The sequence below is a fragment of the Desulfosporosinus sp. Tol-M2 genome (assembly GCF_059735615.1).
This window is the reverse complement of record NZ_JCAIJG010000071.1, coordinates 89,168-110,904: the sequence shown is the minus strand read 5'-3', so window position 1 is coordinate 110,904 and position 21,737 is coordinate 89,168. Positions and strand designations below refer to the sequence as shown.

Annotated in this window: 20 protein-coding genes and 4 tRNA genes; 10 read left to right on the top strand and 14 right to left on the bottom strand. The window is 41.3% G+C overall.

Annotated features, from left to right (window positions below):
* Both AC6I5A_RS05520 and AC6I5A_RS05515 read left to right on the top strand, forming a co-directional pair.
* On the top strand, nt 1-362 hold a 362-nt coding region (locus AC6I5A_RS05520; RefSeq protein WP_497900518.1), incomplete at its 5' end, for a helix-turn-helix domain-containing protein.
* Nucleotides 363-455: 93 nt separating this feature from the next.
* Nucleotides 456-1,793, top strand: a complete 1,338-nt coding sequence (locus AC6I5A_RS05515; RefSeq protein ID WP_497900517.1) for a site-specific integrase — start codon at nt 456-458, stop codon at nt 1,791-1,793.
* Between the two features lie 14 nt (nt 1,794-1,807).
* On the opposite strand, the gene AC6I5A_RS05510 is transcribed toward AC6I5A_RS05515, so the two are convergent.
* From AC6I5A_RS05510 to dnaA, 14 genes are all read right to left on the bottom strand, one after another.
* Nucleotides 1,808-1,895 (bottom strand) — tRNA-Ser (locus AC6I5A_RS05510).
* 400 nt (nt 1,896-2,295) lie between these two features.
* A complete protein-coding gene (gene tadA / locus AC6I5A_RS05505; protein ID WP_034612707.1) occupies nt 2,296-2,742 on the bottom strand; it encodes a tRNA adenosine(34) deaminase TadA in 447 nt (148 codons plus the stop codon).
* Nucleotides 2,743-2,755: 13 nt separating this feature from the next.
* Nucleotides 2,756-2,833, bottom strand: a tRNA-Arg gene (locus tag AC6I5A_RS05500).
* Between the two features lie 65 nt (nt 2,834-2,898).
* Nucleotides 2,899-2,975 (bottom strand) — tRNA-Arg (locus AC6I5A_RS05495).
* Between the two features lie 303 nt (nt 2,976-3,278).
* Nucleotides 3,279-3,368 (bottom strand) — tRNA-Ser (locus tag AC6I5A_RS05490).
* Between the two features lie 100 nt (nt 3,369-3,468).
* Complete coding sequence (gene serS, locus AC6I5A_RS05485) at nt 3,469-4,734, bottom strand: serine--tRNA ligase (RefSeq protein WP_034612705.1); 1,266 nt, start codon at nt 4,732-4,734, stop codon at nt 3,469-3,471.
* 35 nt (nt 4,735-4,769) lie between these two features.
* Nucleotides 4,770-5,348: a pyridoxal 5'-phosphate synthase glutaminase subunit PdxT gene (gene pdxT, locus AC6I5A_RS05480; protein ID WP_034612702.1), complete on the bottom strand. Its 579-nt coding sequence runs from the start codon at nt 5,346-5,348 to the stop codon at nt 4,770-4,772.
* A 2-nt stretch (nt 5,349-5,350) separates the two neighbouring features.
* Nucleotides 5,351-6,235, bottom strand: a complete 885-nt coding sequence (gene pdxS / locus AC6I5A_RS05475; RefSeq protein ID WP_034612699.1) for a pyridoxal 5'-phosphate synthase lyase subunit PdxS — start codon at nt 6,233-6,235, stop codon at nt 5,351-5,353.
* A gap of 107 nt (nt 6,236-6,342) precedes the next feature.
* Nucleotides 6,343-8,826: a DNA gyrase subunit A gene (gene gyrA, locus AC6I5A_RS05470; protein ID WP_034612696.1), complete on the bottom strand. Its 2,484-nt coding sequence runs from the start codon at nt 8,824-8,826 to the stop codon at nt 6,343-6,345.
* A 14-nt stretch (nt 8,827-8,840) separates the two neighbouring features.
* A complete protein-coding gene (gyrB, locus tag AC6I5A_RS05465; RefSeq protein ID WP_034612727.1) occupies nt 8,841-10,775 on the bottom strand; it encodes a DNA topoisomerase (ATP-hydrolyzing) subunit B in 1,935 nt (644 codons plus the stop codon).
* A 114-nt stretch (nt 10,776-10,889) separates the two neighbouring features.
* On the bottom strand, nt 10,890-11,177 hold the full coding sequence (gene remB, locus AC6I5A_RS05460) for an extracellular matrix regulator RemB (RefSeq protein WP_034612692.1): 288 nt from the start codon (nt 11,175-11,177) through the stop codon (nt 10,890-10,892).
* The gene (gene recF, locus AC6I5A_RS05455; RefSeq protein ID WP_034612689.1) at nt 11,178-12,272 is read right to left on the bottom strand and encodes a DNA replication/repair protein RecF; all 1,095 of its coding nucleotides are present in this window, start codon (nt 12,270-12,272) and stop codon (nt 11,178-11,180) included.
* A gap of 9 nt (nt 12,273-12,281) precedes the next feature.
* Nucleotides 12,282-13,385, bottom strand: a complete 1,104-nt coding sequence (gene dnaN, locus AC6I5A_RS05450) for a DNA polymerase III subunit beta (protein ID WP_034612686.1) — start codon at nt 13,383-13,385, stop codon at nt 12,282-12,284.
* Between the two features lie 267 nt (nt 13,386-13,652).
* The gene (dnaA, locus tag AC6I5A_RS05445) at nt 13,653-15,014 is read right to left on the bottom strand and encodes a chromosomal replication initiator protein DnaA (RefSeq protein WP_034612683.1); all 1,362 of its coding nucleotides are present in this window, start codon (nt 15,012-15,014) and stop codon (nt 13,653-13,655) included.
* A gap of 358 nt (nt 15,015-15,372) precedes the next feature.
* On the opposite strand from dnaA, the gene rpmH reads away from it, so the two are divergent.
* From rpmH to rsmG, 8 genes are all read left to right on the top strand, one after another.
* Nucleotides 15,373-15,507, top strand: coding sequence for a 50S ribosomal protein L34 (rpmH, locus tag AC6I5A_RS05440; RefSeq protein WP_497900516.1), 135 nt, complete (start codon nt 15,373-15,375; stop codon nt 15,505-15,507).
* Between the two features lie 120 nt (nt 15,508-15,627).
* On the top strand, nt 15,628-15,957 hold the full coding sequence (gene rnpA / locus AC6I5A_RS05435; RefSeq protein WP_034612680.1) for a ribonuclease P protein component: 330 nt from the start codon (nt 15,628-15,630) through the stop codon (nt 15,955-15,957).
* A 13-nt stretch (nt 15,958-15,970) separates the two neighbouring features.
* The gene (yidD, locus tag AC6I5A_RS05430; RefSeq protein ID WP_497900521.1) at nt 15,971-16,180 is read left to right on the top strand and encodes a membrane protein insertion efficiency factor YidD; all 210 of its coding nucleotides are present in this window, start codon (nt 15,971-15,973) and stop codon (nt 16,178-16,180) included.
* A 32-nt stretch (nt 16,181-16,212) separates the two neighbouring features.
* Nucleotides 16,213-16,860 (top strand): YidC/Oxa1 family membrane protein insertase, encoded by a 648-nt coding sequence (locus AC6I5A_RS05425; RefSeq protein ID WP_497900520.1) that lies wholly within the window; start codon nt 16,213-16,215, stop codon nt 16,858-16,860.
* A 30-nt stretch (nt 16,861-16,890) separates the two neighbouring features.
* Nucleotides 16,891-17,517 (top strand): RNA-binding cell elongation regulator Jag/EloR, encoded by a 627-nt coding sequence (gene jag, locus AC6I5A_RS05420; RefSeq protein ID WP_034612676.1) that lies wholly within the window; start codon nt 16,891-16,893, stop codon nt 17,515-17,517.
* Nucleotides 17,518-17,674: 157 nt separating this feature from the next.
* Nucleotides 17,675-19,036, top strand: a complete 1,362-nt coding sequence (gene mnmE, locus AC6I5A_RS05415; RefSeq protein ID WP_034612673.1) for a tRNA uridine-5-carboxymethylaminomethyl(34) synthesis GTPase MnmE — start codon at nt 17,675-17,677, stop codon at nt 19,034-19,036.
* Between the two features lie 8 nt (nt 19,037-19,044).
* Nucleotides 19,045-20,949 carry a tRNA uridine-5-carboxymethylaminomethyl(34) synthesis enzyme MnmG gene (gene mnmG, locus AC6I5A_RS05410; protein WP_034612670.1) on the top strand — a complete coding sequence of 635 codons (1,905 nt, stop codon included), beginning with the start codon at nt 19,045-19,047 and terminating at the stop codon, nt 20,947-20,949.
* Nucleotides 20,949-21,668, top strand: coding sequence for a 16S rRNA (guanine(527)-N(7))-methyltransferase RsmG (gene rsmG / locus AC6I5A_RS05405; protein ID WP_034612667.1), 720 nt, complete (start codon nt 20,949-20,951; stop codon nt 21,666-21,668). Before mnmG ends, rsmG begins: the two co-directional genes overlap by 1 nt.
* Nucleotides 21,669-21,737 lie beyond the last annotated feature (69 nt).

Sequence of the window (21,737 nt, the reverse complement as noted above, 5' to 3'; positions counted from 1 at the left end):
GTGTTTTCTTGAATATGAGTTTTAAAGTGGACAAGCTCTGCTTTTTTGCTTTTTTAAGATATTCGTCCGGGTGCCGCTCTCCTCCTCTGTTTTGGTTTTTCTTTACTAAAAAAATCAAAACGGAGGGTTTATATAATGAAAAATTATCCCAAGAAAAAGCCTACCGGATCATGCTAAAAGGATACCCCGATGTGCTTGACATCAAGCAAATGTGTGAAATTCTTGGCATTAGCCTAAAGACAGGATACGGTCTCATACAAGAAAATAAAATTGAATGTCTAAAGGTTGGGCGGGCATATAAAATCCCCAAGCCTTTTTTATTAAGTTACCTGCGAATAGGCGCAAGCAGCGACAGTCAATAAAATGATATTTGCACATTTTACGAGTCTTTTTTATTATGTTACACTCATCATGTCAACGGCAGGTGAGTGAATAAATTTGAAAGGAGGAACCATATGGAACTCACTCAAATGCTGAAAATGGTCAGATTGACCGAGGATGAACTGATTGGAGGCTTCATAACACCAAAGAAAGGATATTATTACATCGTTCTCAATCGAAAAGATCAGAACGGTAAGCGCAAGCCCCTTTGGATTTCAACAGGGCTTTCTGCAATCGAAGAAAATGAAGCAGAAGCCGAAAGTAAATGCTTATCAACCAGAATCCAATATTCGCTTGACCTGAAAAATGGTATAGCGGAGAAGACGTTTGCGCATGAAGTGCCTGAAAAGAGCATTGTTCATGATGATTCCGATGAAAACCATTCCGCAAATCCTTTGTTCGCGGATTTATTAAACGAATGGCTGGCATTCAGACACCCGGATAATATTGTGGTGGGTGAAGATTTTAATTTTGACAGAACAATCAAGCTCAATACCTGGGCCGGATATGCAGACAACATAAAGCAAAACCTATATCCGACATTCAAGGCTTATGGATGCACGGTCCGGGAAATTACGCCCGATCTGCTCAAGGGACATTACGCTTATCGGCTGAAACACGGCAAGAAGAAGGCTACAGTTGCCAAGGATTACACCGTTATCAACCAGGTATTGAATTATGCCGTCAGCAAAAAGATGATCAGCGTGAATCCAAACAGCGCAATCACCTTACACAAAATCGAGAAATATAATGCGGCGACGCTCAATGCCGAACAGATGCAGTATTATCTCGAATTTATTGTCGGAGATATTATTGAAATCCCTATATTGCTCGGCGGCTTTTATGGGATGCGACGCAGTGAGTGTGTTGGCACCAGAGAATCGCAATTTGATTTTCAGCACAAATTCTTTCGGGCGAATCACACCGTAACGACAGCAGTGATTGATAAGAAGAAAATATATATCCCATCCGATAAGCTCAAAACGGATTTGAGCAACCGTACCTACCCCTTGATTCCTTATGTCGAGGATAGGATAAAAGCAAAAATAGCTGAGAATAAGGAACTGAGAAAGCTTTGCGGCAGCTCATACAGCAATGAATGGCTTGGATATCTTTGCGTCCATCCCTTGGGGGAAATCATCGACCCAGGATATATCACCAACAGGCATGCTGATTTGCTCAAAAAAGCCGGATTGCCCCATGTTCGATTCCATGATCTGAGACATTCGTGCGTAGGCTTGATGATGGCCAATGAAGTGCCTATGGAGCGTATCAGAGATTGGGTTGGTCATAGCGACATCCGGACAACGGTCAATACCTATGGCCATCTGGAATATCAGTCCAAGAAAAAAACGGCTAAGATCATTCAGAAGTCTTTGCCGCTTAAAAAGGTAGAAGCTGTTAATCTTTGAAATTAACAGCTCCATGGCGGAGGAGGTGGGGGTTGAACCCACGCGCCGTTGCCGACCTATCGCATTTCGAGTGCGACCCCTTCACCACTTGGGTACTCCTCCAAAATTATTAACTTGTAAAACTGCCTCGGATAGAACTTGGATAGAACAGCTCAAAAACCTGTCCTGATTCGAACTCTGAGGGTTTGAAAAACCGCATAAATCAAGGTTTTCGGCTACATGGTTTCCACAAAGCTCCACACATTTCGAGTGCGGCGCGTTACGGCCTCTTCGCTACTTCTCCGTATATAATGCGCTGTCCATGGATGGACGAGTGTCCCTGTAGCCCACGAAGACACTGTCTTCGCACGCATTAACCCTTCTTGCAGACACTGTCTTCGCACGTATTAACCTTCTTGCAGGATGGCGAGAAAGGACCATCGCCAAGGATGTCTAGATGCCGGATGACGAGAAGGGACTTGCCAAAATTATTCTTTTGACTAGTGTAAAATAACGCTGAAAATCAGCGTATCTTCTTAAAGAACGATTTTAAGATATCCGAACACTCTTCTTCTAGAACCCCAGCAACGACATCGACTCTATGGTTCCACAGAGTATAGTCCAAGACGTTCATCACCGAACCTGCAGCTCCGCCTTTTAAATCTGCTGCTCCATAAACGACTTGCTTTACGCGGGACTGAACAATCGCTCCGGCACACATCGGACAAGGCTCCAGGGTTACATATAGGATGGCATCTGTTAGCCTCCAAGCCCCTAATACCTTTGCTGCACGTTGGATTGCTAAGACCTCGGCATGAGCAGTGGGGTCATTTCTTTGTTCTTTCTCATTATGCGCTAGAGCAATCACTTGACCATTATGAATAATAACCGCTCCAATGGGAACTTCCCTTTGCTCAAAGGCCATCTGAGCTTGTCTGAGCGCGATCTGCATCCAATCTTGATGAAACATATTACCTCGATTTTGGTGACCCCGGGAGGAATCGAACCTCCGCAAGACAGGGTTTAGGAAACCCCCGCTCTATCCCCTGAGCTACGAGGCCAAAGCTATTTTACTAAGGTCCATTCAATGTTCAATATTCGTACCAAGAACATCGAACCTCGATTTTGGTGCGCCCGGAGGGATTCGAACCCCCGACATTCAGATTCGAAGTCTGACGCTCTATCCAGCTGAACTACAGGCGCATGAAAAAACTCGCTCACAAACCCGCTGCATTGCTACTAGAAAACACGGGTGACATGCCCGTATGGGCTGGCAACAATCTAACACAGGAATGAGAATAACTGGCGCGGCCTAACAAAACCCGTAAGAAAACTTTAACTCTGACCTCCGGCCTCTGACTTCTGACTTCTAATTTATGGCGGAGGGGGTGGGATTCGCTCCGCTCGCTTTGCTCGCTATCACGCCGGGGCGGGAAAACCCTCCCAAAGGTCGGCTTTTCTTTATCCGCCCGTTCGAATCCCTCTTTAATATTTTGTATATTTATCTGGCGGAGGGGGTGGGATTCGAACCCACGGACCCCTTACGAAGTCACCGGTTTTCAAGACCGGGTCCTTAAACCGCTCGAACACCCCTCCAAGAATTACGACCGGAAAATAGTGTATCATAAACCTTAAATAAAAACAATAAGACTTTTTGTTAAATAATGGAACGCATCCTTCCTAATACCAACAGAGGTTATCCGATATATTCAACTCCCATGTAGGACTGCAATGCTTTAGGAACTCGTATCCTTCCGTCATTTTCCTGATAATTCTCCAGAATAGCTGCAACTGTGCGCCCAATGGCCAATCCGCTGCCATTTAAAGTATGGACATACTCCGGTTTTTTCTTAGGCCCCCTCCGAAAACGGATGTTCGCCCGACGCGCTTGAAAATCTTCAAAATTACTGCAGGATGAAATTTCCCTATAGGCCTTAAAGCTAGGCAGCCATACTTCCAAATCATAGGTTTTGGCGGAAGAAAACCCGAGATCGCCTGTCGATAACACCATAACCCGGTAAGGAAGTTCCAGCTCCTGGAGAATACTCTCCGCATCCCTGGTCAACAATTCAAGTTCTTCATAAGAATTCTCCGGAAGTGAGAATTTGACAAGCTCCACCTTGTTAAATTGATGTTGGCGAATCAGACCCCGCGTATCCCGTCCTGCCGAACCGGCTTCAGAACGAAAACAGGCACTGTAGGCGCAGTGGCGAATTGGCAATTGACTGCCATTTAAGATTTCGTCACGATAAAGATTGGTTACCGGCACTTCTGCAGTTGGAATCAAGAAATAATCCGTTCCGACAACCTTAAAGGCATCTTCCTCAAATTTTGGAAGTTGACCCGTCCCGATCATTGAAGTGCGATTAACCATGTATGGCGGAAGTATTTCCGTATAGCCCTTGGCAGTATGTCGATCCAGCATGAATGATATGAGGGAACGTTCCAGCTTAGCTCCCGACCCTTTGTAAAAGGTAAACCGGGCACCGGTGACTTTAGACGCACGTATAAAATCCAAAACATCCAGCTTTTCACCGACCTCATAATGCGCCTTCGGTTCGAAATCAAATACGCGAGGGGTCCCCCAAGTACGAACTTGAACGTTGGCACTTTCGTCCACTCCTATGGGCACGGAGTCATGAGGTATGTTAGGAATCTCATAGAGCACTTTTTCCATCCCTTGCACAATATCCGTCGATTTTTCTTCCAAATCCTTAATGGTTTGGCCGACTTCACGCATTTCTAATACGAGGCTTTCCGCATCTTCACCGTTTTTCTTGAGGCGTCCGACTTCTTCAGAAACAGAATGGCGACGGGCCTTTAGATTCTCAACTTCAAAAAGCAGTCTGCGTCTTTCTTCTTCTTGTTTCAAAAAGTGGTCTAACCTAATTGACACATTACGCTTTTGCATTGCTTCCTTAACCACTTCAGGGTTATTACGAACAAACTTGAGATCCAACATAATAAAAGCCTCCCCATGCTCTAAAGAAAACTTGCCTAATGTTCATCGATCATGCCCAAAAAATATTTATGGACCCGTCGGTCCGGCGTAAGTTCCGGATGAAATGCACTGGCCAATAAATTACCTTGTCGCGCAAAAACAATCTTGCCGTTGTACTCCGCCAGAATACCCACATTCGGGGCAACTTCCCGAAGGTAAGGCGCTCGAATAAATACCGCGCGTATTGGCTTTGGACCCATGGCAGGTACAAGAAGATCCGTTTCAAAACTTGCCACCTGTCTTCCAAAGGCATTACGTTCCACTACAGTATCCATCAGGCTTAAACGATACTGATCACTATCAATAATTGTTTTACTAAGCAGGATCATACCGGCGCAAGTTCCGAAAATAGGTAAATCATGAGTACCAAGCTCCTTGATCTTTTCACCCATTTCATCTATCATTAAGAGTTTACCAATAGTCGTACTTTCCCCACCCGGAATAATAAGTCCATGGATTCCTTCAAGATCGCTTGTTTTTCGCACTTCTATAACATCACACCCTAAATGCTCTAAAACCTGCCGCTGCTCGCGAAAAGCACCCTGCAGTGCCAAAACGCCAACAAGCTTTTTCATTATTACCAGCCCCGATCTTGCATGCGCTGAGCGTCAGTCAATGTAGTAATTTCTATTCCTGACATAGCTTGTCCCAGATCTTTGGAAATTTCAGCCAGCATCTTGGCGTCCATAAAGTGGGTTGTCGCCAAAACTATTGCCTTGGCACGCGCCTTGGGATTACCGGATTTAAAGATTCCTGACCCTACAAAAATACCATCCACTCCAAGATGCATCATTAATGCTGCATCAGCCGGCGTAGCTATACCCCCTGCGGCGAAGTTAACCACCGGCAGTTTTCCATGCTCCGCAACATAAAGAACCAAATCATAGGGAGCCCCCATATTTTTGGCGGCTGTCATGAGCTCTTCTTTAGGCATTAATGTTAAAGTACGTATTTCGCTCATCACAGTACGCATATGCCGAACAGCCTCAACAACATTCCCAGTTCCAGGCTCTCCTTTAGTACGAATCATCGCAGCCCCTTCCCCGATGCGGCGCAATGCTTCCCCCAGATTACGGCAACCACAAACAAATGGTACCTTAAAGTCATGTTTATTAATATGATAAGCATCGTCCGCAGGGGTTAATACTTCAGACTCATCAATAAAATCAGCACCTAAGGCTTCTAGGATTTGGGCTTCAACAAAATGTCCGATACGTGCTTTTGCCATGACGGGAATAGATACCGCAGCCATAATACCTTGGATAATTGTAGGGTCCGCCATCCGTGCGACCCCACCTTCAGCCCGAATATCCGAAGGAACACGCTCTAAAGCCATTACGGCGCATGCTCCGGCCTCTTCTGCTATTATAGCCTGTTCAGGGGTTGTCACATCCATAATGACGCCCCCTTTTAGCATTTCGGCAAGCCCAGTTTTAACTTTTAACGATCCTATCTCAATCATAAAATTTCCTCCTCGAAAAATTTTATCTCTCTGGTCGAATGGCCGTACTTATAACTCTGCTTCTATGATTTCCAGACATTTTAACACGTAGCACGAATATTGCCAATTTAATCGCCTTCCTGGAAATCTCCCGAATCTTCAGATTCGCCAATTCCCTCTTCATCTTTCATCAAAACCTTTGCGATTGCGACAACACTACTATCACCGGTCCGCATCGCCATAACTCCATGAGCGGAACGGCCTTGATTAGAAATACTGGCTACTGGAATCCGCAGCATGATTCCGTCATTCGTGATGACCATAAGTTGATCTTCCACTTGAACAACCTTGATTCCAACCAAGCTACCTGTTTTGTCATTTAATTTCATAACAATTATGCCTTTGCCACCACGGCCTTGAACACGGAATTCCTTCAGATTGGTACGTTTGGCAAAACCATTGACACTCATGGTCAAAAGTTCGCCCTTATCACCGATCACATCCATACCGACAACCTCGTCGTTTGCTGCAAGACTTATCCCTTTCACCCCGCGCGCCGTACGTCCCATATGCCGTACATCCGATTCGGCAAAGCGAATCGATATTCCATTTTTTGTGGCCAGAAGAATATCATCTAACCCTTGGGTTAGTTTGACACCAATCAGTTCATCTCCCTCATCTAAAGTTAAAGCAATTAATCCATCGCGTCGTGAGGAATCATATTCTTGCAGCGCAGTCTTCTTCATGATCCCTTTTTTTGTAGCTGTGATCAAGAAAAATTCCGAACTGTAATCTTTGATTGCCATAACTGCGGTAATCATCTCATGCTGGCTTAAATTCAGGAGATTAATCACAGCTGTTCCCTTGCCTATTCTGCTGGCTTCTGGAATCTCGTGAGCTTTTAAACGATACACTTTTCCTTGTGACGTAAAGAAAAGAATATAGTGATGCGTTGTGGTGATAAAAAGATGTTCCACAAAGTCCCGTTCTTTGGTAGCCATACCATGAACACCTTTACCACCTCTATTCTGACTTTTATAAGTACTAAGCGGCAGTCGTTTAATATATCCATAATGGGTTACCGTGATAACTACATCTTCAACTGCAATTAGATCTTCAACATCCATCTTACTAATATCAACCGTAATAAGTGTTCGACGAGGATCTCCAAATTTACGATTGATTTCTTCCAGTTCAGCCTTAATAATCCCAATTACCATACTTGTAGAAGCAAGAACCGCCTTCAGATAGGCAATGGTATTTAATAATTCCTGATATTGGTTTTCCAGTTTCTCACGCTCCAGTCCAGTCAGGCGCTTTAAGCGCATATCGACAATGGCTTGGGCTTGTCTTTCGCTCAAACCAAAACGGATCGACAGATTTTCCCGTGCATTTGCTTCATCCGAGGAAGAACGAATTGTTTCTATAACCTCGTCAATATGGTCAAGGGCTATTCGCAATCCTTCAATTATGTGCGCTTCGGCCTCCGCTTTATTGAGTTCAAATTTAGTTCTCCGGACAATAACATCCTTTTGATGTTCAATAAAATAATGAAGCATATCCTTAAGTGTTAGTGTTCTCGGCTGACCATTGACGAGTGCCAACATATTTACACCAAATGTATCTTCCATCTGAGTATGTTTATAGAGTTTATTCAAAATGATTTTAGGGTTAACATCACGCCTCAGCTCAATCACAATACGCATCCCTGAACGATCCGATTCATCCCTCAAATCGGTAATTCCGTCAAGTTTCTTATCCCGTACAAGGTCGGCAATCTTCTCAATCATTCTAGCCTTATTAACCATAAATGGGATTTCAGTAACAATAATCTGGATCTTTCCGGACTTTTCTATTCGTTCTATTTTTGCTTTGGCCCGAGTTTTAACAGACCCTCTTCCGGTCGTATATGCAGATCTAATTCCTTCATGACCCATGATAGTTCCGCCAGTCGGGAAGTCGGGACCTAAGATATAGTTCATCAGCTCATCAACCGATAACTCCGGGTTATTCATCAGCGCAATCGTTGCTGCGATAACTTCCGATAAATTATGAGGCGGTATATTTGTTGCCATTCCTACGGCGATACCTGACGAACCATTGACGAGCAAATTTGGAAATTTTGCCGGTAATACCTTGGGCTCTTCTTGTTTTTCATCGTAGTTGGGCATAAAATCAACGGTATCTTTGTCAATATCCTCCAACATATAGGTTGCCATTTTAGCCATTCGAAGTTCGGTATAACGCATGGCTGCGGCAGAGTCTCCATCAATAGAACCAAAATTTCCATGCCCATCAATGAGCGGATAACGGCTAGCCCACTCTTGGTCCATACGTACAACAGCATCATAAATTGAACTATCCCCATGCGGATGAAATTTACCCATACAATCCCCGACAAGACGCGCTGACTTACTGTACGGTTTGTTGGGCGTCAGACCCAATTCGTGAAGGGTAAAGAGGATTCGACGATGCACCGGTTTAAGACCATCCCGAACATCGGGCAAAGCACGGCTTACTATCACACTCATGGAATAGTCGATAAAGGATCTTCGCATTTCATCTGCAATTTCAATGGGATGGACTTTCCCTCCCTGCAATTCATCCGCCATGAATGAGCACTCCTTTAAGTATCTAAATTACGTACATCTTTTGCATAACGGTTGATAAAGTCTCGGCGCGGTTCCACTTTGTCTCCCATCAAGACAGTAAACATTTCTTCAGACCGTATAGCATCCTCGATCGTCACTTGTAAGATCGTGCGCTTGGCAGGATCCATCGTGGTCTCCCACAACTGTTCCGGATTCATTTCTCCCAAGCCTTTATAGCGCTGAAGCTCAATTTTTTCTTTACCTATTTTATCCAGTATTTTGGCCAGTTCTTTATCCGTATAAGCATATTGTACGTCTCTCCCCTTCTTAACCTTAAAGAGAGGGGGTTGGGCGATATATATAAAATGATTTTCAATTAAAGGCCTCATGTAGCGATAGAAAAAAGTCAGTAAAAGTGTCCGAATATGAGCACCGTCCACATCGGCGTCTGTCATAATAATTAACTTATGGTAACGCGCCTTGCTAATATCAAATTCATCAAAAAAACCGGTTCCCATGGCGGTAATCATGGCCCTAATTTCTGCATTTGCCAGTATTTTATCAGGTCTGGCCTTTTCCACATTGATCACTTTCCCACGTAAGGGCAAAATTGCCTGGAAACGTCGATCCCTGCCCTGTTTGGCAGAACCACCTGCACTGTCTCCCTCAACCAGGTACATTTCACACAGATCCGGTTCCTTCCAAGAACAATCCGCTAGTTTTCCCGGCAGGGATATTCCCTCTAAAGCACTCTTTCGGCGAGTCAACTCCCGAGCTTTACGGGCCGCATCTCTGGCCCGGGCTGCTTGAACGGACTTATCAATAAATTTTCTGGCAATCGCCGGATTTTCTTCAAGAAAAGTACTTAATCCTTCCCCTGTGGCAGAGTCCACGATGCCCCTAATTTCACTGTTTCCAAGTTTAGTTTTCGTTTGCCCTTCAAACTGTGGGTCAGGCACTTTAACCGAAATTACGGCGGTTAATCCTTCCCGGATATCATCACCTGAAAGATTGGAATCAGCCGCTTTCAGTATATTACTTCTGCGGGCATAATCATTTACCACTCGTGTTAATGCCGACTTAAAACCTGCTTCATGGGTTCCCCCTTCTTGGGTATTAATATTATTGGCATAGGAAAACAAGTTTTCGGCATAACTGTCATTGTACTGAATACAAACTTCAACCTGGACATGATCTTTGGTCGTTTCAATAAATATTGGCTGGGAATGTAAACAATCTTTGCTTTTGTTGAGATAAATTACAAAATCTTGAATACCGCCCATATGTAAAAACGTTTCTTTAACGTTTGTTCGCTCATCCGTCAAATTAATCTTCACACTTTTATTTAGAAAGGACAGTTCTCTGAGACGATGTGCCAGAATATCAAAGTCATAAACGGTTTCTTCAAAAATTTCCGGATCAGGGATAAAGGATATTTTTGTTCCATTTTTCTCAGTTGCCCCTATATTTACCAGCTCGGTGGTAGGTTTTCCTTGTGCATATTCCTGATGGTAAACATAGCCTCCTTTGGAAACCTCGACAATTAACCATTTTGACAAAGCATTTACGACACTTAAGCCTACTCCATGTAGACCTCCCGACACTTTGTAGGCACTCTCACTCCCGCCAAACTTTCCACCGGCATGTAATACCGTCAGAGCCACCTCAACAGCAGGTTTACCAGTTTTAGGATGTATATCTACTGGAATTCCCCGTCCATTATCTATTACAGTAATGCTATTGTCTGCTTTAATAAATACATCAATTAAATCGCAAAAACCGGCTAATGCTTCGTCAATGCTGTTATCAACGACTTCATAAACGAGATGATGAAGGCCGCGGCTGCTCGTCGTACCAATATACATACCGGGACGTCTACGAACAGCTTCCAGTCCTTCAAGAACTTCGATTTGCCCTGCATTGTAACTGTCACTAGGATCTTGATAAAGGATATTTGTATTTTCTAGCAAAGCTGTTTCCTCCCAAAAAATGCCTTCAACCTTATTATTATACCCCAATTAGCTACCTTTTTCAATTAGAGGGTTCGCAAGACACGTCCTCGGCTATGTGATAGTCGTGCCAAACTAGGTGCTCAAGTGTTGTATTACATCGTAAGCACCGAGCGTTGTGTCACACAAGTCCCCTCTTTTGAACAAAGTTGTTGCTGAAATCGGTGATAAATAATGTTTTTGCACTGTGATAATTAGGGTTTTTTCTTTACCATTTTTCGAAATATAAATAATTTCTTTATTACTCTTTATACTATTTATAAATTTTTGGTTAATTTTACTTTCTGCTGCAGTTTCTAAATCAATAATTGCAACTATTTTATTCTTTTTTATAAGAACATCACCCCCAAGGTGTATATACAATTAGCACCCTCCCCTTATATGTCCATTTTCCACAAAGTAAAGTGCCCCTGACTCCAGATGTATTTCTGCACTTGTCATAGTAATTAAAGTTTGAATGCACGATGACTTAATAAAAGTTATTAAGTAGTCTCTCCTAAAACGATCCAATTCAGACAATACATCATCAAGTAAGAGGAGCGGATATTCTCCTTTTTCCTGACGAATAAGCTCCAATTCAGCAAGTTTTAAACTTAATACTATTGATCGCTGCTGCCCTTGTGAGGCATAAAGACGTGCAGGTTTGTCGTTTAGATGAATTTGTATATCATCACGATGTGGACCAATAAGCACCATCTGGCGTTCAATTTCTTGTTCCAATTTATCGTTAAGTATTTGTGGGAATTCTGAGATAGCTTCATTCACATTTTTATTACCCAAAGCAATGTAAGTCACTTTGAGTGTTTCTTTTTGAGAAGTGAGGTTTCCATAGATATGGTCTGCTACAATCTGTAAACGTTTCGTCAGATCTACACGATTGCGAATAATCATCTCACCCAATTTTATTATTTGTTCATTCCATAGTAGTATTTGTGAATATAATTGAGATTTATCACCAAATGATTTTAATAGGGCACTTTTTTGCTGAACCACCTTATTATATGCATTGAGTAAGCTTACATATCCAGGACGCATTTGAGCAATATGTAGATCTAAAAATCTCCTTCTTTCCGAAGGACCTCCTTTAACCATCACAAGGTCATCCGGGGAAAAGAAAATTACGTTAATTGTACCGACAAAATCAGACAAACGTTGACACGGTACTTGATTAACCTTTACTATTTTCTTTTTATCCCGGTAATGACTCTCTAAAGAGACTCTATGGTGAGCCATTAAAAAATCTCCATACAGATGGAACTCCCTTTGGTCCCAACGCAAGAGTTCTTGTTCCCGTTGTACTCTATAAGACTTTCCTGTCAAGAGATAATAAATTCCCTCTAGAACATTAGTCTTTCCCTGCCCATTATCTCCTATCAATATATTAATACCAGGCATTAATATTATTGTCTCATCTTGATAATTACGAAAATTTTGTAGTCGAAAGTTTATAATTATCATAACTTTAAACTAAGACGTTCTAACCGGCAGCACAAGATAAAGATAATTTGGATTATCCAATGGCCTCATCACTCCTGGACTAAATGGGCCTGAGAGTTCAAATATAATTTGCTCACTATCGATTACTTTCAAAGCATCTATAAGAAATTTTGTATTAAAGGCAATCATTACGTTTTTTCCTTCCATCTCAATATCTATTTGCTCTGATATCTGACCAAATTCGGATGTTTGATCAATTCTTAGTTCGTTTTCTATAACATCTATTTTTATTATATTGGCCCCGCTTTTATCACGAGAAAGTAATGAGGCTCGCTCGACAGCTTCCAGGAAACTCCGAACGGATAGATTAACTTTCGTTTCACACGTTTGGGGAATGACTTGTTTGTAATTAGGAAACTGGCCTTCAATAAGACGGGAAACTAAATAAATCGATCCAAATTTAAATACAACTTGATTATTACTGAAACTAATTATTAAGACTTCATCTTCATCTCGAAGTAAACGATAAATTTCTGATAATGTTTTAGCAGGGATAATACCGCTAAAATTTAATTTTTCAGGGTTTTGTATTTCAGCAATGCTGTAGGCCAAACGATGTGTATCGGTTGCTACTACGCGGATACTGGAATCTTCAATCTGTAATAGAGTTCCAGTAAATACCGGACGATTTTCTTCAATAGCGCAAGCAAATATGGTCTGACGAATCATATTCTTAAATAAAGCAATAGTTAATGTAAATGATAGTGGATCCAATAGATCAGGAAGTAAAGGAAATTCCTCAGGATCGTAGCCATTTAAAATAATTTCAGACTGATAATAACAAATAGTGATTGATTTATCTCGTTCTTCTAAGATAATTGTTGTATCAGGCAATTTCCGAACAACTTCCGTGAAAAGTTTTGCAGGTACAACCATTGCACCTTCTTCAATAACCTGGGCCGGCACTTCACAACGAATACCCATTTCAAGATCAGTCACTGCAAATTGTATAGTCTGTTGTTTGGCTTTGATTAAAATTCCTTGAAGAATTGGTAAGGTGTTTTTACTGGATACAGCCCGTTGAACAGCATTTACCCCGGAAAGTAGTGCATCTTTCGAGCAGAAAATTTTCATATAAGCGAATCCTCCTATAAAAATTTATTCTCAAAGTTCTAACTAAGGCTTAATAATAATAAGATAATAAATAGTAGTAATAGTAGTATTTATTGTTAACAAGTGGATAAGTAAAAAAAGCGTGCTAAACCATTGAAAAATGAATGTTGAAAAAGGTGTGGACAAATGGATAAATGTTATCCATTTGTCCACATATAATATTATCGCTTGATTTACCTAAATAATATAAACAAGTTATACACGAACTAATATCCATAATTTTGACGCTTACTTGGATTTTATACGTTGAATCAATTCGTTAACTTTTTTCTCTAACAATGGATCATTCAGTATGGCTTGAGTAATTTTGTCGTAAGCATGCATCACGGTGGTATGATCTCTTCCACCAAACTCGTCACCGATCTTTGGTAAGGAGGAGTCGGTGAGTTGGCGCGAAAGGTACATGGCAACCTGCCTCGGAAAAGATACGGCATAAGTTCTATTTTTAGCTTTGAATTCGCTGGGGGATAAATTAAAATATTCCGCCACACATTGTTGGATTTCCTCAATGGTTATTTGTTTGGCGCTATTAGAAGGTAAAATATCCTTTAATGCTTCTACTGCGACGTCAGTGGTTATCGGAATCAAACTAAGGGATGCAAAAGCCATGACTCTAATGAGTGCTCCTTCAAGTTCGCGAATATTGGAGTGAATTTTATCAGCTATATAAAACATTACTTCATTAGGAACTTGAAGGTTTTCGAGCATAGCCTTTTTTCTTAAAATTGCTATGCGGGTTTCTAAATCTGGAGCCTGAATATCTGTGATCAGACCCCATTCAAAACGGGAACGTAATCGATCTTCTAAAGTTGGTATTTCTTTAGGAGGACGGTCGGAAGAAATAATAATTTGCTTATTAGATTCATGAAGGTCATTAAACGTATGAAAGAATTCCTCTTGAGTTCGCTCTTTGCCCGCTAAAAATTGTATATCATCAATTAAAAGGATATCTACATTCCGGTAATGATTACGAAATTCAATGGAGTTTTCGTCCTTGATCGAATCAATTAGTTGATTCGTGAATTTTTCACTGGAAACATAAAGGACCTTAGTGTCTGGAGATCGTTGAAGGATATGATGACCAATAGCATGCATGAGGTGAGTTTTCCCCAGGCCAACTCCTCCATAAATGAATAGTGGATTATAAGATTTTGCCGGCGATTCTGCAACAGCTAAAGAAGCTGCATGAGCGAATCGGTTGCCGTTTCCGATAACAAACGTGTCAAAAGTATATTTATTATTGAGAGAATTAGGCAAACATTCAGGTTGTTGGGGAGTAATTGGGGTAACTGGTTTAGAGAGTACAGGATCTTCAATGTAGGATCCTTCTGGTGAGGGGATAATAAAATTTAGAATGATGGAATGGCCGATAATAGATTGAATAGAAGATCGGATTAAGGGGGCATAACGACTTTCTAACCAATCTTTTGCAAATTCATTGGGAACACTAATCATTACTGTATCGCCATCAATTTTAAAAAGCCGGGTGGAACTAAACCAAGTTTCAAAGCTTGGCTTGGATAGTTCAGTTTTCAGCTTTTCCAGAATTTTTTGCCACAATAATTCAGGGGAGATTGACGGGGATGTCATGGTCGGACCTCCCTTTTTAGAATGTGATAATATTGACAATAAAAAAGTTATACACAAACTTATACACATTTGTGGATAACTTGTTCAAATATAAGTAGTATAAGATAAAAGATGATTCGAAATGTAGTTTGCTAAAGGAGTGTAGTAATATAATAGCAAGTTTTTATGAGGTTATCAACAGAAAATATTAATGAGTTCAGTCTAAATTATTCAAGCCAAAACTTTTTATATAGAGGTGGTATTTCATCTTGGTTAAGTCCTTTGCTTGACAGATTAAAAATTATTAGAGTATAATCTCAAGGTAAGTTTGATTGCTATAATATTTTTTTTGTTATCAAATTAAGGAGGTGTCGTTAAATTGAAAAGAACATATCAACCGAAGAATCGCCGACATAAGCGTGTTCACGGTTTTTTAAGTCGTATGAGTACACCAACGGGACGAAATATTATAAAACGTCGTCGATTTAAAGGTCGGAATAAATTATCAGTTTAAGGCCGCATTATGTGGCCTTTTTTAAATAAATTTTTACTGAGTGGGAACAAATTCCGTTTAAACTGAAGTATTGCAAGTTAGAATATCATTGAACCTAAGGTAGGCAAGCTGGGAGGAGTTATGCTAAAAAGGAAATTTCGCTTGCGCAAGAAATCAAGTATACAAGAGGTCTTTTTGGAAGGAAAAAACTATTCTACTAAACATGTTGCTATTTATATCCTAAAAGGTCCTAAACGTTTTGGTTTTATTGCCTCGAAAAAAGTTGGCAACTCAGTTCAGAGAAATCGTGCTAAGAGACTTATGCGGGAAGTCATTCGTCTTCATTTACCGGAAATAAGAAATGATATTCAAATAATTCTCATTGCTAGGGCAAGGATAAAAGGAGTTTCCTATTGGGAAGTCGAAAAGAGTATGATGAATATGTTAAAAAAGGCAAATGCCTTAATTTAGAAGTGAGTAAAATATTATGAAACGTTTCCTGGTTATGTTGATTCGTTTATACCAGAAGGTTCTTTCTCCTGTGAAAGGACAAACTTGTCGATTTTACCCCAGTTGTTCGGAGTATTCTGCTCAGGCTATACAGAAATTCGGCTTAACCAAAGGAAGTTGGAAAGCAATTAAACGGATTTTTAAATGCCACCCGTTTCATCCTGGAGGGCATGACCCAGTTTAAGGAGGATTTTTGTGGATAGTATTGTTAATGTAATGACCGGTTTATTAAATATGCTTTATCATTTTTCTTCGGCCCTTGGTTTTGCCAATTATGGTATCGCAATTATACTGCTGACAGTACTAATTAAATCACTAATTTATCCTTTAACTTATAAGCAAATGTCTTCAATGCGTAAGATGGTTGATCTACAACCGAAGATCAAAGCTATTCAAGAAAAACATAAAAACAATAAGGAAAAAGCTAATGCGGCTGTCATGGAGTTTTACAAAGAAAATAAAATTAATCCCATGGGCGGTTGCCTTCCTCTCCTCATTCAGATGCCGATTTTTTTCGCATTGTATTACGCTTTACTCAAGTTTCAATATGGTTCAGATCCTTCCACCTATACATTTTTACTTTTTGATTTAACAAAAACCTATGGCTTTACTCTATCATATCATTTGATATTGCCGATTTTTGCCGGTGCAACAACATACCTGCAGACAAAACTAACAAATCCAAATACTTCGGATCCAACTCAAAAGACTATGTTATATATTATGCCAGTATTTTTTGCATATATTAGTGCCACAGTACCAGCGGGTTTGGCTTTATATTGGGTAACAATGAACGTTGTTTCGATTTTTCAACAATTGTATATTAATCGAAAATTGTCAAGCCAGAGTAAAAGCTCAGGATAGGTAACGGGGAAGACGTGAGGAGGATCGGTCATGAGAGTTGCAGAGAAAACCGGGAAAACGGTTGAAGAAGCGATTGCAGCTGGAGTTTTAGAGTTAGGCGTAGATCGTAATAGTGTAAAAATTGAGGTCTTAGAGGAACCTGTTAAAAAAGGTTTATTTGGACTTTTTGGAACACGTCTGGCGAGAGTCCGTATTTCTTATGAAGATGACCCTGGCTGTTTGGCGGCAGATTTTATCCATAAAATTTGTCGGGCTATGGGAGTTGAGGCGAATACCCAAGCGAGTAATGATGGAGAGCACTGGCATATCAATATAACAGGACCAGAGCTTGGAATTCTTATCGGACGACGTGGAGATACATTAGAGGCACTTCAATATATAACGAATTTAGCCGTAGCTAGAAAATTATCTGAACGTGTTCGTCTTATAGTTGATGTGGAAGGGTATAGGTTACGTCGTGAAGAGACTTTGGTGCGTCTTGCAAAAAGATTATCTGAAAAGGTTAAGAGAACTGGAATGAGGATTGTTTTAGAGCCGATGAACCCTTATGAACGGCGGATTATTCATACTTCTTTACAGGATGAAGCTAGAATTTCGACTATTAGTGAGGGTACTGACCCTAAGCGGCGGGTGGTCATTTTATTAAAAAGAGTCTAAAATACTCTGCTTGAGCCAGGCTAGTAAACTAGTCTCGAAGTATCCAGCCATGGCTAGTAATAGACTTTATGTTATGTTTGGTATCAAGAACTTGGCTAGTGCAGGCGTCTGTTGGTCTGGAGCTAGCCAAGTTTTCTATCATAGGAGATGATCGGGTTTGGATGATACGATTGTGGCTATGGCTACGGCATTGGGTGAAACAAGCATTCATATTTTAAGATTGAGCGGTTCTGAAGCGGGAACTATTATTGAAAAATGCTTTGAACCACAGAATATGAAACGTTGGTCACGTCGGGAAAATTTTACCCTAAATCTTGGTGTTTTTAGGGATGAATCAAGAGTACTCGACCAGGTTCTTGTCGGTAGAATGTTGGCTCCCTCTTCATATACGGGAGAGGATGTTTATGAAATTAATTGCCACGGCGGAACATTTGTAGCCCAGAGAATTTTACAGGCATGTATCCGTCATGGCGCGCAGTTAGCGGAGCCTGGAGAATTTTCCAAAAGAGCATTTCTAAATGGAAAGATGGACTTAGTTCAAGCGGAAGCAGTTGTCGATTTAATTTGTTCGCGTACGGAGACGGCTGCAAATTTAGCTTTAACTCAGCTGGATGGAGGGCTTTCAGCAACAATTGTAAGTTTGAGAGAAAAAATATTAGAAACGCTTGCATTTATTGAAGCGGGTATTGATTTTCCGGAAGACGATGTTGAAACTTTAGATCGAGAAACCCTTGAAATTAAAGTAAATATGGCTCTGGTAGATACCAGGCGCCTTTTAGCAGGGAGTAAAACGGGTAAAATTTTAAGGGATGGTTTACTCACGGTTATTGTGGGACGACCTAATGTCGGAAAGTCGAGTTTACTCAATGCGCTATTACATGAAGAAAGAGCTATAGTAACTGACATTCCGGGAACAACGCGTGACGAAATAAGAGAATCAGTCAGTGTAGGAGGGATACTTCTGCAACTGGTGGATACCGCAGGTATCTCTGATAGTCAAGATCTTGTAGAACGTCTCGGAATTGAAAGAACGTGGAAAGCACTTCAAACGGCGGAACTAATTTTGTTAGTGGTTCAGGCTAACCAACCTTTAACAAAAGAAGAGTATCACATTATAAATATATATGCCGAAAAAGTTATTGTTATAGTCAACAAAATCGATTTGTTGGAGAATGAGGACCTTTTTTCTGAGTATGAAAATGGGAAAGGGATTCCTTTTTCTGTCCTTCAGCACAGGGGTTTTGAAGAGCTTGAAGTTGAAATAAGAAGCAGAGTCTATCAAAGAGGGGCTGTTCTTGCCTCAGACCAACTTCTCTCTAATGTCCGCCAGATTTCTGCTTTAGAGCGTTGCGAGATTGCTTTGAAACAGACGGCGGAGAGTATTAAAATGGGAATGCCGTGGGATATACTTTCTATTGACCTTCGCGCAGCACTGAATTACGTATCAGAGATAACTGGAGACAATGTTCAAGAATCTCTTTTGGAAGATATTTTTTCTCGATTTTGTATCGGAAAGTAGGATGAACTTTGGAATACTTTGCAGGAAAATACGATGTTATTGTGGTCGGGGCTGGGCATGCAGGCTGTGAGGCGGCTTTAGCAGCGGCACGGCTTGGGTGCGAGACATTATTACTTACCTTAAACCTTGATACGATAGCCCATATGCCGTGTAATCCATCACTTGGGGGGCCGGCTAAGGGTCATTTGGTTCGGGAAATTGATGCTTTAGGCGGTCAAATGGGAATTGTAGCGGATGAAACATCCTTGCAAGTTAAAATGTTAAACACTGGAAAAGGACCTGCCGTCCATGCCTTAAGGGTGCAATCCGATAAACAGGCTTACCGGAATAGGATGAGGGAAGTTCTATTTTCACAAAGCAGGCTAACAGTAATCCAGGGACTGGTAGAACGTCTCGTGGTTGATAAGCAGACAATGTTGGGCATCGTTACTCGATCCGGTGCACGTTTTGAATCAGAGAATGTAGTTTTGACGAGTGGCACCTATTTACGTGGCAGAATTATCATCGGGGATGCTATGTACCAAGGTGGACCAAATGGGCAAATGCCGGCGATGTCGCTATCGGATTCGCTTAAAGAGTTAGGAATTGATTTGGGAAGATTTAAAACGGGGACACCGCCCCGAATCCATCGTCAGTCCGTAGATTTTTCCAAATTTCGTATTCAACCTGGGGATGAGAAGCTTTGGCGCTTTTCCTTTCTGCCCACGGAGAGTCAATTTTGGCATAATGATTTTACCAAGCAAGTTCCCTGTTGGTTAGGCTACACGACAAATCAAACACATGATATAATTCGGGAGAATCTATATCGGGCGCCTTTGTATTCTGGGAAAATTGAAGGAATTGGCACGCGTTATTGCCCTTCAATTGAGGATAAAATAGTTAAATTTGCACAAAGAGAAGCGCATCAAATTTTTTTAGAGCCTGAAGGATGGCAAAGTAATGAACTTTATGTTGCCGGTCTATCAACCAGTATGCCGGAGGAAGTACAGGTAAAAATTTTAAATAGCGTTCCAGGACTGGAAAATGCCCGCATGCTCCGTCCGGGCTATGCTATTGAGTATGATTATGTTAGGCCGCATCAACTTTCTCTAAGCTTAGAAGTACGGCAGCTGCCGGGATTGTTTACTGCCGGCCAATTAAACGGGACCTCGGGATATGAAGAAGCAGCGGCCCAAGGTTTGCTGGCCGGGATTAATGCGGCGCTTCGAGCAACGGGCAAAGATCCCTTTATTCTTCTTCGTTCGGACGGTTATTTAGGGGTCCTGGTAGATGATTTGGTTACGAAAGGGATTAAGGAACCTTACCGACTTTTGACTTCCCGAGCAGAGTACCGCCTTGTTTTACGGCAGGACAATGCTGATTTGAGGTTGACAGACAAAGGACGAGCTATAGGGTTAGTAAATGAGGAACGGTGGAAGCGTTTTCAGGATAAAAAGGAAAATTATCAGTATATCAAAGAAATGTGGAAGGCTACTGTTTTTTCTCCGTTAAGCGAAGACTTGTACTCAGTTATGGCGGAAGCTAAATCAACTCCCGTACGTGGAGGGATCAGTGCCCGGGACCTAATTCGTAGACCAGAAATTACGCTTGAGCATTTAGTTAAACTTCTTCCAGAGCTGGAGAAATTCGACTTTGAAGTGCTCGAAGAAGTAGAAATTGAAACAAAATATGCGGGTTACATTGAAAAACAATGGGCTGAAATAGAAAATTTTTCAAAATTAGAGGCCCGTTGTCTGTCAGAGACGCTTGATTATGAAAAAGTACGAGGGTTATCCACTGAAGGTAGGCAACGTCTAAAGGAAGTACGCCCTTTAAATATAGGACAGGCTTCGCGCATCACGGGGGTTACTCCAGCTGATATTTCCGTCTTGCTCGTTTCTTTAGAACAACGGCGCAGAAGAGGTAATAGATGATGTTTGAGGAGTATGTATCTTTAATAAAGCAGTTAACCTACCAGCATATAGGTATCAACTTATCTGATTTTCAGGTTACTCAGCTCTGTAAATTCGGGGATCTTTTACTGGACTGGAATCGACGTTTAAACTTAACGAGAATAACTGATCCGCATGAAGTCATAGTAAAACATTTTATTGATTCAATGGTTCTGGCAAAATTTATTTCTGGTGTGACATTTGCAGATTTAGGCACTGGAGCTGGATTTCCAGGTGTTCCTTTGAAGATTTTACGTCCGGATTTAGATATTGTTTTAATGGATTCATTAAAAAAGAGGTTGGACTTTTTAGAAGTAGTTATTAAAACGTTAGGTTTAAAGGGAATTTTGACGGTGCATGCCAGGGCGGAAGATTTTGGAAGAAATATGCACTTTAGAAGTCATTTTGATACAGTGAGTTCACGCGCAGTTGCTCGCCTTCCGATCCTATTGGAATACGCGCTGCCGGTTCTTAAGGTCAAGGGGCTATTTTTGGCCTCCAAAGGATCCCAGTTTGAGGTTGAATTGGCAGAATCTAAAAAAGCATTGCTACTCCTTGGCGGTAAAGTAGAAGGTATTGAACATTTTAATCTCGGGGAAGGGGCAGAACATCGCGCGGTTATAAGGATTAGAAAGATGAAAGAAACACCTTTACAATACCCGCGTCAAGCGGGAACTCCAATAAAGTTTCCGATCGGTTAAATTGTCTATAAAACACGCCTATTGCTGTGGCAGTTGCGGCAGCTTGGCTGGGTTGTCTTCTTCGATGCG